Annotated in this window: 11 protein-coding genes; 5 read left to right on the top strand and 6 right to left on the bottom strand. The window is 69.8% G+C overall.

All coding sequences use genetic code 11. The features are described from left to right. Together OG407_RS12595 and OG407_RS12590 are read right to left on the bottom strand one after the other, a co-directional pair. A complete protein-coding gene (locus OG407_RS12595; protein WP_405857717.1) occupies positions 1-1,524 on the bottom strand; it encodes an ABC transporter ATP-binding protein in 1,524 nt (507 codons plus the stop codon). Further along, complete coding sequence (locus OG407_RS12590; RefSeq protein WP_405857715.1) at positions 1,505-2,557, bottom strand: BMP family ABC transporter substrate-binding protein; 1,053 nt, start codon at positions 2,555-2,557, stop codon at positions 1,505-1,507. Before OG407_RS12590 ends, OG407_RS12595 begins: the two co-directional genes overlap by 20 nt. Before the next feature lie 325 nt (positions 2,558-2,882). On the opposite strand from OG407_RS12590, the gene mtnA reads away from it, so the two are divergent. Then, positions 2,883-3,923, top strand: a complete 1,041-nt coding sequence (gene mtnA, locus OG407_RS12585; RefSeq protein WP_405857713.1) for an S-methyl-5-thioribose-1-phosphate isomerase — start codon at positions 2,883-2,885, stop codon at positions 3,921-3,923. 88 nt (positions 3,924-4,011) lie between these two features. Here the strand turns inward: mtnA and mtnB are convergent, their stop codons facing one another. The 3 genes from mtnB to OG407_RS12570 are packed head-to-tail and all read right to left on the bottom strand — an operon-like array spanning position 4,012 to position 5,938. After that, positions 4,012-4,620, bottom strand: coding sequence for a methylthioribulose 1-phosphate dehydratase (gene mtnB / locus OG407_RS12580; RefSeq protein WP_405857711.1), 609 nt, complete (start codon positions 4,618-4,620; stop codon positions 4,012-4,014). Continuing rightward, positions 4,617-5,342: an acireductone synthase gene (gene mtnC / locus OG407_RS12575; protein ID WP_405857709.1), complete on the bottom strand. Its 726-nt coding sequence runs from the start codon at positions 5,340-5,342 to the stop codon at positions 4,617-4,619. The genes mtnB and mtnC overlap by 4 nt, the downstream gene beginning before the upstream one ends. Continuing rightward, the gene (locus OG407_RS12570; RefSeq protein ID WP_405857707.1) at positions 5,339-5,938 is read right to left on the bottom strand and encodes a 1,2-dihydroxy-3-keto-5-methylthiopentene dioxygenase; all 600 of its coding nucleotides are present in this window, start codon (positions 5,936-5,938) and stop codon (positions 5,339-5,341) included. The genes mtnC and OG407_RS12570 overlap by 4 nt, the downstream gene beginning before the upstream one ends. A gap of 571 nt (positions 5,939-6,509) precedes the next feature. Here OG407_RS12570 and OG407_RS12565 point away from each other — a divergent pair. The 4 genes from OG407_RS12565 to mtnK are packed head-to-tail and all read left to right on the top strand — an operon-like array spanning position 6,510 to position 11,393. Beyond that, on the top strand, positions 6,510-7,607 hold the full coding sequence (locus tag OG407_RS12565) for a substrate-binding domain-containing protein (protein ID WP_405857705.1): 1,098 nt from the start codon (positions 6,510-6,512) through the stop codon (positions 7,605-7,607). Then, entirely contained in the window at positions 7,594-9,138 is a 1,545-nt protein-coding gene (locus OG407_RS12560; RefSeq protein WP_405857703.1) for a sugar ABC transporter ATP-binding protein, read from the top strand. The genes OG407_RS12565 and OG407_RS12560 overlap by 14 nt, the downstream gene beginning before the upstream one ends. Positions 9,139-9,163: 25 nt before the next feature. Next, positions 9,164-10,210 carry an ABC transporter permease gene (locus OG407_RS12555; RefSeq protein ID WP_365307946.1) on the top strand — a complete coding sequence of 349 codons (1,047 nt, stop codon included), beginning with the start codon at positions 9,164-9,166 and terminating at the stop codon, positions 10,208-10,210. A gap of 22 nt (positions 10,211-10,232) precedes the next feature. Next, entirely contained in the window at positions 10,233-11,393 is a 1,161-nt protein-coding gene (mtnK, locus tag OG407_RS12550; protein WP_405857701.1) for an S-methyl-5-thioribose kinase, read from the top strand. 24 nt (positions 11,394-11,417) lie between these two features. Here the strand turns inward: mtnK and OG407_RS12545 are convergent, their stop codons facing one another. After that, positions 11,418-11,978 (bottom strand): SMI1/KNR4 family protein, encoded by a 561-nt coding sequence (locus OG407_RS12545; RefSeq protein WP_405857699.1) that lies wholly within the window; start codon positions 11,976-11,978, stop codon positions 11,418-11,420. Positions 11,979-12,047: the final 69 nt, after the last annotated feature.

Raw genomic sequence — 12,047 nt, 5'->3', positions numbered from 1 at the left:
TCAGTCGACGGCCTCCGTCGGCGCTGCGGCTCCGCCCGCCATGGCGAGCCCCAGCGCCCGTTCGTCCGCCTCGTCCTTCGTGTACGTCGCCGTGACCCGGCCCTCGTACATGACCAGGACCCGGTCCGCGAGGCCCCGGATCTCGCTCAGTTCGGCGGAGACGAGGAGGACGGCGTGACCGGCGTCGCGGTAGGCGACGATCTGGTCGTGGATGTTCTGGATGGCGCCGATGTCGACCCCGCGCGTGGGCTGCTCGACGAGCAACAGCGGTGCCTCGTGGGCGAGTTCGCGGCCGATCAGCAGCTTCTGCAGATTGCCGCCGGACAGCGCGGACGCGGGTACCTCGGGGGTGGCCGCCTTGATGCCGAAGCGCTCGATCAGCCGTCCGGCGTGGGCGCGTACGGCCGCGGGGGGCAGAAGTCCCTTGGTGGACAGGGATGTTCGGTGATGGCCCATCGCGAGGTTGTCCGCGACGGACGCCGCCGGTGCCGTACCGACCGCGTGCCGGTCCTCCGGGACGTAGGCGAGGCCTTGCGCACGGCGCTCGGTGGCGGAGACGTGGGTGATGTCCCGGCCCTTGAGCGTGACCCGGCCGGAGGCGACCGGTCGTAGCCCGGCCAGGGCCTCGATCAGCTCGCTCTGGCCGTTGCCGGCGACGCCCGCGATGCCGACGATCTCCCCGGCGTGGACGGTGAGTCCCACGTCGTGGACGGCGTCCGTGGTGAGGTCTCTCACGTCCAGGACCACGTCACCGGGTGTCCCGGGCGCGTGCACGCGGTCCAGTTCGACCGCGCGGCCGGTCATCGCGGCGGCGATCTCGTCGGCGGAGGTGTCCGCGGTGACCAGGCGGGCGACCACCCGGCCGTCCCGCAACACGGTCACGTTGTCGCTGCCTTCGAGGACCTCGCGCAGCTTGTGGGTGACAAGGATCACTGTACGACCCTGCGCGGCCAGCGACTTGAGCACCGCGAACAGGGCGTCCGCCTCGGCCGGCGTGAGCACGGCGGTCGGCTCGTCGAGGATCAGCGTGCGGGCGCCGCGGTGCAGCAGCTTCAGGATCTCCACGCGCTGGCGCAGCCCGACCGGCAGCTCGCCGACCCGGGCGTCCGGATCGACCGCGAGCCCGTGCTCCTCGGCCAGCTCACGCACCCGGCGGCGGGCCGCGGCCCGGTCCACCAGGCCGAAACGGCGCGGCTCGGCGGCGTAGACGACGTTCTCGGCGACCGTCAGCGAGTCGAACAGCTTGAAGCTCTGGTGGACCATGCCGAGCCCGGCGGCCATCGCGGCGCTCGGGTCGCCGAACGTGACCTCGCGTCCGTCGATCCGGATGGACCCGGCGTCGGCGCGCTCCATGCCGTAGAGGATCGACATGAGGGTGGACTTGCCGGCGCCGTTCTCGCCCATGAGGGCGTGGATCTCGCCGCGGTGGACGGTCAGGTCGACGGAGTCGTCGGCGAGCGTGCCGGGGAACCGCTTGGTGATTCCCCGCAGCTCGACCGCTGGGTCAACTGGCGGCCGGGTCATCGACCTTGAGCTTTCCGGAGACGATCTGGTCGCGCAGCGCCTTCACCTTCGCGAGGACGTCCTTGTGCTGGGCGATCACGCACTTCGACGAGTCGACGCCCGCCTCAAGACCGGTGAGGCTGATGCCGCCCTCCTTCAGGCCGTACGACACCGAGGTGCCCGTCCTGCCCGCGAGGACCTGCTCGACGCCCTTCTCCACGGCGACGTCCGTCTTCTTGATCACGTTGTCGACGACCGTGCCGGGGGAGGAGACGCACTGGTTGACGTCGACGCCGTACGCGAACGCGCCCTTGGCCTTCGCGGCCTCGAAGACGCCGTAGTTGCCGGCCGCCGCTGCCGCCATGATCTGGTCGGTGCCCTTGGAGAGAAGGGAGTTGGCCTGCTCCTTGGCGCGCGCCGAGTCGTCGAACGGGGACTGGCCGCCGACGAAGCGCGTCGACGCGGACGTCTTGGCGGCGACCTTCTTGGCGCCGGCCGCGAACGGGTCGCTGTAGCGCCGGAATTGGGGCGTGTCGAGCACGTCCACCGCGCCGACCTTGCCGCTCTTGCTGAGCAACCCGGCCTCGGCGCCCGCGAGATAGACACCCTCGTGCTCACGGAACACCGCGCAGGTGACGTTCTTGAACGTCTTCGTCGTGCAGGCGTCGATCATCAGGAACTGCTGCTTCGGGTGCGCCTTCGCCTGCTGCGCCACGAGGTCCGCGAACTCGAAGCCGACCAGCACGATCACGCTCGGGCTCGCGTCCACGGCGGCCTGCACGTTCTGCTGCTGGGACGCGGTGTCCGTCGACTCGTAGACCTTCTCCGTGCCGTCGTGCGTCTTCGCCGCGGCCTTCACGCCGGTGACGGCGAGCTTCAGGAACTCGTTCTGCCCGACCGCGTCCGGCGTGACCAGCGTGAACGACTTCCCGCTGCCCCCGCTCGCACTGTCCGAGGCGTCGGTCTTCGCGGCGGCGTTGCAGGCGGTGGCGGCGGTGACCATGAGCGTGGCCACGGCGGCCAGACGCAAGGTACGGCGGGATCTGCTGGGCATGGAGACCTTCCGGGGTACGGCAGACCGCGCTCTGGCGGGAGCGCGCGAGGTGAGGAAAAGGGGTGGGACGAGAGGAAAAAGGGGTGAGGCGAGGAGCGGACGCGAGAGGGACAGGTCAGCGTCGACAGCAGTCACTCGCGCAGCGGCCGTGATCGAGGAAACGGCGCATGGTCAGCAGCACACGTCCTCCTTCGTCTCGGCCTTCGGGCTGCGGGTGCTGGACTTTAACATTGCTTTTGAGACACCTGCTCGACTGTCTCGAACTGTGGTTCTGGCAGGTCATGTACGGTGTCCGACACCATCGGAACAGCAGGAGTGTCCCGTTATGTCCCAGGAATTGCGTGCGGTCGACTGGACCGGAACCGGTCTCGCACTCATCGACCAGACCCTGCTCCCGCATCGCAACGAGACGGTGGCCGTCCACGATGTGGACACTCTGGTCGACGCGATCCAGCGCCTCGTGGTGCGCGGCGCACCCGCGATCGGAGCGGCCGGCGCGTACGGCGTCGCGATCGCGCTCATCGAGGGCGAACGCAAGGGCTGGACCGAGGCCGAGACGCGCGAGGCCATCGCCCGCGTCCGCGAGGCCCGCCCCACCGCGGTCAATCTCATGGTGTGCGTGGACCGGGTCATGACCCGCTTCGGCGAGGGCCTCGACGCGGTGCTGGAAGAGGCCGCCGCCGTCCAGCGCGAGGACGTCGCCGCCAACCGCGCGATGGGCGCCTTCGGCGCGGACTGGCTGCTCGAAAGGCTCCAACAGGCGGGCGTGGAACGGCCGTTGCGCATCCTCACGCACTGCAACACGGGCGCGTTGGCCACGGCCGGCTGGGGCACCGCGCTCGGCGTCATCCGCGAACTCCACGCGCGGGGACGGCTGGAGGTCGTCTACGCCGACGAGACGCGCCCCCTGCTCCAGGGATCACGCCTGACCGCCTGGGAGTTGGTGCAGGAGGGCATCCCGCACTACGTCCAGGCCGACGGCGCCGCCGCCGGCACGATCCTGCGCGGCGACGTCGACGCGGCCATCGTCGGCGCCGACCGCATCGCGGCCAACGGCGACACCGCGAACAAGGTCGGCACGGTCGGCGTCGCCCTGGCCTGCGCCGACGCCGGCATCCCGTTCCTGGTAGCGGCCCCGACGACCACGGTCGACCTCTCCACCAAGACCGGCAACGAGATCCACATCGAACTCCGAGGCGAGGCCGAGGTGTTGGAGTGGTCGGGAGTGCGGACGGCTCCGGCCGAGTCCCGCGGCCACAACCCGGCCTTCGACGTAACCCCGGGTCGCCTGGTGACCGGACTGGTCACGGAACGGGGCGTGTTGGAGGTCTCGGCGGGCGAACTCCCGGCCGACCACTTGAAGTAGTCAAGCGCCCGCGCCCCTGCTTTTGGCTTTTAGGGGCGCGGGGAACTGCGCGACCAGCCCCCACCGGCCCGCACTGTGACTACAACGCTCAACCCTGCGTCAGTTCCAACTCCAGCAACCACTCCACCACTTCAGTGTGATGCCGAGCCTGCCGAGCATCCGCCCCCCACACATACAACCCATGCCCGGCGACAACAACGGCCGGCATCCGAGGATCCCGAGCCGCCTCCAGCCGATCCCCAAGCACCTTCATGTCCTGGCTGTTGACGATGACAGGCAAGGTCACCTCGACATCATGCGCAGGCTGCCCAACACCCTTGAGCATCTCGACATCCTTGAACACGATCCCGCCCGGTTCACGCCGCCCCATCGCAACGGACGCGACGGTGTGCACATGGACGACTGCACCCGCACCGGTCAACGCGGCAACACGGGCGTGGAGTTCGGCCTCGGCAGACGGCTTACCACCCCGGACGGCGGCACCATCGGCGTCCACCAACACCACATCGTCCGGAGTCAGTTCACCCTTGTCATGCCCGCTAGCCGTAACCGCCAGCCGCAGCGGATCCCGGCCCACCACCACAGACAAATTACCGGAGGTCCCCCGCATCCAGCCGAACGAGGCGAACCGAGCGGATTCGGCGGCGAGTTGAGCCCCCGCCTCCTTCAGGTCGAGGTCACTGATGTCGCTGGTCACGTGGTGCTCCTTGAACTGGTGATGCCGATCTCGTCGAACGCCCCCGCCTGCGCGTGGTCACCGACGCCTTGCTCGAAATACGGTTCCCCGGGCCGCCGTACACCGACCGCGTGCCAGCCCGCGGCCACGGCCGCGTCCAGCTCGCCCGGCCGGTCGGAGAGGAAGAGCAGCCGGGACGGCTCGACGCCGGTCGCCTCCGCGATACGGCGGTACGACTCCGGCTCCTGCTTGGGGCCGGCGTTCTCCGTGTCGTAGAGACCGGAGACCAGCGGCAGGAGGTCGCCCTCCGGGCTGGACGTGAACCACGCGCGCTGCGCGGCCACCGAGCCGGACGAGTAGACGTACAGCCGCAGACCCGCCGAGTGCCAGGCGCGCAGGGCCGGTACGACGTCGTCGTAGAAGTGCGAGACGAGGTCGCCGCGGGCGAAGCCCTCGGACCAGATGATGCCCTGGAGGGTCTTGAGGGGGGTGGCCTTGCGGTCCTCGTCCAACCAGGTGTTGAGCGTCTTCTCGATCTGTACGGCGTCGGCGTGCGGGTCGCCGGTCAGCTCGCGCACCTGCGCGATCGCCCGGGCCACCGCCGGATCGTCGCTCCGCTCGGCGAGCAGCGCGGCGAAGCGTGAGCGGGAGTACGGGTAGAGCACGTCGACGACGAAACCCGTGGCGCTCGTGGTGCCCTCGATGTCGAGCACCACGGCGTCCACGGTGTACCGCAAGGTCACGCGGCGGCCTTGTCCTGCTGGAAGCTCGCGTGGATCGTGTCGTAGTCGGGGAAGCGCGAGGCGATGGTCGAGCCGGTGAAGTTGCCGACCCAGCCGTCCTCCTCGTGGAAGAAGCGGATCGCGGTGAAGGCGGGCTCGGTGCCCATGTCGAACCAGTGGGTGGTGCCGCGCGGGACGCCGATCAGGTCGCCCTTCTCGCAGTAGACGGCGTTCACTTCGCCGTTGACGTGCAGGTAGAAGATGCCCGAGCCGGAGACGAAGAAGCGGACCTCGTCATCGTCGTCGTGCGTGTGCTCCTGGAGGAACTTCGCGCGGGCGCCCGCCGCCTTCGCCGGGTACTCCGGGTCGTCGCTGGGGTGCAGGCCGAGGACGTCGACGGTGGTGAAGCCCTCTTCGGCGTTGAGCTTGTCGATCTCCGGGCCGTAGGCGGCGAAGACGGTGTCGCTGTCGGCGTCGGCCGGGACGTCCTCGCGGATCGGCCACTGCTCGAAGCGCACACCGATCGGGGCGAGCGCGGCGGCGATCTCGACGGGATCGGCGGTACGGCGCACGAGGGTCTCGGGGCCGGACTCGGCCCAGGTGGTGAGCAGCGTCATGGAACAACTCCGAAAGGTGGGAGGGATGTCCGGATGCTGGGACGAGCACCGGACGGGTGGGGGAGGAGAAGCCGGGGGCGGCGAGCGACGGCGGCGGACAGCCGGTCAGCCCGGACAGCACACGTCGGGACAGCACCGCATGCAGCTCATGGGGGGTGTCGTCACGTGCGGTGTCTTCATCGGGGCCTCACTGTGCCGGGTCGGGAGCCGGTTCCGTGATGGTAACCGCCGTCGGTGAACGGACCCGGTGTGACGTAGTCGTTGTCTCACTCTTTGAGAAACCGCTTCCACACCTTTGACCAATGGCCGAAAACATTCTCATGATCTCCTTATGAAGACGCTGCTGCTCGTGCGGCGGCTGTACGTGGACTTGCTCCGGTCGACCACAGCCCGCTGTCGCTGACCACATCCGGAGCCACCGGCGCGCCCCGCATCGCGGGCCGTCCGACGCCTGTCCCGCCGTTCGTACGGTGGCGCACCCCTTGGTGCGATGGCGCGTTTTCGCCCCCCGCTCCGGGTGAGCACTCCGTTCTTCTCTCATCTCGGCAGTACCCCGCACCAGGAGCCCCTCATGTCCCGTACCCGCGTCCCTCTCGCCGCGCTCTCGCTGGCCTCCGTCTCCGCCCTTCTGCTGGCGGGCTGCTCGCAGTCCACGGACGCCTCGAAGAGCAGCGACGACACCGCCGCCTCGGCCTCGGCCGCCACGGGCAAGAAGCCGGCCCCCTTCAGCAAGGGCACGGTCAAGGTGGCGCTGGTGCGGCAGAGCGGCGCCGGCGACTACTTCGAGCAGTGGGGCAACGGCGCGAAGGCACAGGCCAAGGCCCTCGGCATCGACCTGACGGTGTACGACGCCCAGGCCGACAACGCCAAGCAGGCCACCGACCTGTCCTCGGCGATCAACTCCGGCGCGCAGGCGATCATCGTCGACCACGGCTTCCCCTCGACGATCCAGCCCGAGATCGACCAGGCCGTGAAGAAGGGCATCAAGGTGGTCGTCTACGACGTCGACCAGACCAACAAGTCCGTGATCAGCACCGAACAGGACGACGCCAGTATGGCGAAGGCCGTCCTCGACGTGATGGCCAAGACGGTCGGCAAGAACGCCAAGGTCGGCTACGTCAACGTGGCCGGCTACGCGGCCCTCGACAAGCGCAACTCCGTCTGGAAGACCGCGGTCGACGCCAACGGCTGGAAGCAGCAGTTCAAGGTCGGCAAGGTCACCGACTCCACGGCCACGGACAACGTGCCGCTGGTCTCCGCCGCGCTGACCCAACACTCCGACGTGGCGGGCGTGTTCGCCCCCTACGACGAGCTGGCCAAGGGCACCGTCCTCGCCGTGCAGAACAAGAAGCTGCAGAGCAAGGTGAAGGTCTTCGGCGCGGACGTCTCCAACGCGGACATCCAGAACATGACCGCCGCGGGCAGTCCCTGGGTCGCCACGGCCGGCACCGACCCGTCGGCGGTCGGCGCGGCCGTCGTCCGTACGGCGGCTCTTGAGCTGGCGGGCCAGTTGAACAAGACCTCCGTCGACTTCCCGGCCGTCGCCATCACCCAGGACTTCCTGCGCAAGAACAAGATCGCGAACATGGACCAGCTGCGCGCGGCCCTGCCCGCCCTGAACCTCTCCAAGGTGAGCACCGCGGACTGGATCCCCAATGTCGCCCACTGACAAGGAAGTTGAGGAGACGGCCGTCGACGCCGCGGTCTCGCTCCGCGACGTCAGCATGGCCTTCGGCGGCAAGACGGTGCTGGAGTCCGTCTCGCTCGACATCGCACCGGGCAGCGTGGTCGCGCTGCTCGGCGCCAACGGCGCGGGCAAGTCCACGCTGATCAAGATCCTGTCGGGCGTGCACACGGACCACGGCGGGGAGGTGCGGGTCGCAGGGGAACCCGCAGCTCTCCCATCGCCGCTTGCCGCCCGGCAGTTGGGCATCCAGACGGTCCACCAGCGGATCGGCGAGGGCATCGTGCCCGGCCTCACGGTCGCCGAGAACCTGGTCTTCGAGGAGCTGGCGCAGAAGCGCGGCAACCCGTTCCTCAACGGCCGCCGCGTCCTGGCCCGCGCCCGCGAGATCCAGGCCGGTCTCGAACTGGACTGGAGCGACGCCCTGTTGCGCCGGGACGTCACCGAACTGGGCATCTCCGACCGCCAGTTGCTCATCCTGGCCCGCGCCCTCGCCACCCGCCCCCGGCTGCTCATCCTCGACGAACCGACCTCGGCACTCTCCGCCACCGAGGCCGAGCGGCTCTTCGCCCTCGTCGAGAAGATGCGCGACGACGGCATCGCGGTCCTCTACGTCTCCCACCGCCTCGGCGAGATCGACGCGCTCGCCGACCGCCTGGTCGTCCTGCGGGACGGCGGTCTCACCGACGACCAGGTCAAGCCCTTCGACTGGGACAGCGCCCTGCGCGCGATGCTCGCCCAGGCCCACGAGGCGACGAGCGCCCGCCCGCAGCGCAGCGGCGAGCACGGCGACGTCGTCCTCGGTCTGCACGGCGTCCACCTCTTCGAGGGCCGCGCACCCCTCGACCTGGACCTGCGCGCCGGTGAAGTCACCGGTGTCGTAGGCCTGTTGGGCGCGGGCAAGACGGAACTGGCCCGCGGCCTCTTCGGCGCCGAGCCCTTCCCCACCGGCAAGGTCGAACTCGACGGCAGGCCGTACGCGCCCCGCCGCCCGTCCGATGCCATCCGCGCCGGCGTCCACCTCGTCCCCGAGGACCGGCACGCCGACGCGCTGGTCCCCGGCTGGTCGGTGGCCCAGAACATCTCGCTGCCGTTCCTCAAGTCCCTGTCCCGGGCGGGGTTGGTGAACACGGCGAGGGAGGACGCCCTGGGCCGCGAGACCATCGACGCCCTCGGTGTCGTCGCCCGCGACGAACACAGCACGGTGGAGGAACTCTCCGGCGGCAACCAGCAGAAGGTCGTCGTCGGCCGCTGGCTCGCCGAGACCCCCCGCGTCCTCATCCTGGACGAACCGTTCCGAGGCGTGGACATCGGCGCTCGTCGCGACATCGGCCGCAGGGCGCGAGCGCTGGCCGCCGAGGGTGCGGCTGTGCTGGTCCTCTCCGCGGATGTGGACGAGGTGCTGGAGATCGCCGACCGGGTCGTCGTGCTGGCGGCCGGCGAGATCCACCTCGACGCGTACGGCGAAGACGCGGAACGCGACCGCGTGATCCAGACCATCTCGGCGTCCGTGTGATGCCGGCCCCTTCAGGAAGCACCCGATGACCACCACCCAGAGCTCCGAGGCCGCGCCGAAGGCACTGGCCCCGCCCGCCGTCTCCACCGCCGTGCTCGTCCAGAACGCCGTCATCAAATACGGGTTCATCTTCGTGACGGTCGCGCTCTTCCTGTACTTCGCGCTGAGCGAGGGCTCCTTCCGCGAGTCGGCGACCATGCTCGACACCCTCCGGTACGTCTCCGTCGCAGCGATCCTCGGCCTCGGCGTCACCGTCACCATGGCCGTCGGCGGGATGGACATGTCCGTCGGCGCGGTCGCCGGGCTCGGGGTCACCGTCGCCGCGAAGACGATGGTGACGTACAACCAGGTCGGCACGGTCGCGATCCTCGCCGTGATCGCGGCGGGCGCGCTCGCCGGACTCCTCAACGCCCTGCTGATCGTCGTCATGAAGATCCCCGACATGCTGGCCACCCTCGGCACCATGTTCGTCATCCAGGGCACCAAACTCATCCTGGTCGACGGCCAGTCCATCTCCGCCGGCATGACCCAGTCCGACGGCAGCACCGCGCCCGGCAAGTTCACCGACGGCTTCCTGCGCATCGACCGCGGCACGATGCTCGGCATCCCCATCTCCGTGCTGATCTTCGGCGCGCTGACGGTCATCGCCTGGGTCTTCCTGGCCCGCACCCGCTGGGGCCGCGTCCTGTACGCCATCGGCGCCAACCCCGAGGCCTCCCGCCTGGCCGGCATCCGCGTCGGCGCGTACCGGGCCCTCGCCTACGTCCTCTCCGGCGTCCTCGCCTCGATCGGCGGCCTGATCCTGGCGTCCCGGATCGGGCAGGGTGACGTGTCCGCCGGCACCTCCCAGCTCCTGGAGGCGGTCGCCGTAGCCCTCGTCGGCACCTCGGTCCTCGGCCGGGGCCGCCCGAACGTCTGGGGCACGGCCCTCGGCGCCGTCCTCATCGGCATCATCACCACCGGCCTGACCATCAAGGGCCTGCCGTACTACACCCAGGACGTCGTCGAGGGCGCGGTCCTCATCCTCGCCCTGGTCTTCAGCTTCACCCTGTCCAAGCGCCGCACCGCATAAGGAAGTTCGAGGAGTTCGTACGATGGGCTACCGCATCCTGGAGACCGACGACATCCCCGGCTACCTGCACGAGCGCGGCCACTGGGACGACGTGACCGACATCCACGTCCGCGAGGTGTCCGACGGCAACATGAACCGGGTGTTCCTCGCGTCCAGCGCCGACGGCACCCGCAGCCTCGCCCTCAAGCAGGCGCTGCCCTGGGTGCGGGTCGCCGGACCCTCCTGGCCGATGAGCCCCGAGCGCGCCGACGCCGAGGCCCGGGCCTACGAGCAGGTCGCACGCGTGGCCCCCGACAAGATCCCGGCGATCCACGGCTACGACGCCGACAACTACACCCTCGTCATGGAGGACATGTCCGACCTGGAGGTCCTGCGCACGGTCCTCAACGAGGGCGCGTCCTACGGCCCGGACACCTCGGCTCGCATCGGCGAGTTCGTCGCCCAACTCGCCTTCGCGACCAGCGACTTCGGGATGGCGTCCGCCGAGCGCAAGGCGCTGATCGCGACCTCGGTGAGCCCCGAGCTGTGCAAGATCACCGAGGACGTGGTGCTCTCCGAGCCGTACATCGAGCACGAACACAACCACTGGCTCCCGGAGTTGACCGACCTGGCCGTCTCCCTCCGGGCCGACACCCGCCTGCGCACGGAGGTCGCCGACCTCCGGTACACCTTCATGACCAGTGCGCAGGCCCTCCTCCACGGCGACCTGCACACCGGCAGCGTCATGGTCGGCGACCGCGAAGGCGCCCCGGTGGTACGGGTCTTCGACCCCGAGTTCTCCTTCGTCGGCCCGATCGGCTACGACCTCGGCCTGTACTGGGCCAATGTCCTGGTGTCCGAGCAACGCGCCCGCGAACTGGGCACGTCGACCGACCACGCCGACCAACTCGCCCTCTCCTGGCAGGCGTTCGAGGCCGAGTTCCGCCGCCTCTGGCCGACCCGTGTCGACACCTTCTTCGACGACGCCTACCTCGACCGCTTCCTCTCCCGCGTCTGGACCGACTCGGTCGGCTACGCCGGCACGGAGATCGTCCGCCGCATCATCGGCTTCGCCCACCTGACCGACCTGACGACGTTGCCGGACCCGGTGCCCGCGTCGCGGCGGACGTTGCTGCTGGGGCGTGAACTGATCGTGCGGCGCGAGGAGTTGACGTCACCGGAGCACATCAGGGCGCTCGTCTGAGGGGTGTCGCTTCGCCGGGAGCCGTCACTCCGCGTCGAACCACTCCTTGCCCGCGGCCCAGTGCGCCACCCAGCCGGCGAACCCCGGCGCGGAGGTCGTGAACCCGAACTCCGCGCCGAACGGCATGGCGCCCACATCGGTGATGTGCCAGACGTGCCCCCGCTGGGGGCCGGTGACGACCAGGTGCCAGTTCATCGCGCAGCCGTCGGTCCCGAGCACGATCGAGCCGTGGTTGAGGACCTGCTCGACGACCGCGTCGGGGTCCTCGTAGGGCCCGTCGTCCTCCTCCCACAACCACCCCGCGGCGAGCGGGAACGGCTTGCCCGGGTCCCGGTCCTCCTTGCCGTCGCCCCAGTCGTCCGGCAACTCGGCCAGCCCCACCAGCCCGTACTCCGGCGGCCCTTGGAACGACCCGTCCGACATCTCCGCCACGAACGTCCGGTACGGCTCCGGCAGCACCACCCCGTGCTCCGCCTCGAACGCGCGCACCGCGTCCCAGCCGAGCGCCGACACCCCGCCGTCGTCCACGGCGAACGCCGCCCGCAGCGCGGCGAGTTCATCGGCGGAGGCCTGATCGTTGTTCATCCGCCCATGAAAACACCCGGCACTGACAACCGGGCACGCCGAAGGGGCGGCTCCCGCCCGGGAACCGCC

Origin of the sequence: Streptomyces sp. NBC_01515 (genome assembly GCF_045040345.1) — a bacterium.
Taxonomy (GTDB): domain Bacteria; phylum Actinomycetota; class Actinomycetes; order Streptomycetales; family Streptomycetaceae; genus Streptomyces.
The sequence above is the reverse complement of the archived record's forward strand: the minus strand, read 5'-3'. Positions and strand labels throughout refer to the sequence as shown.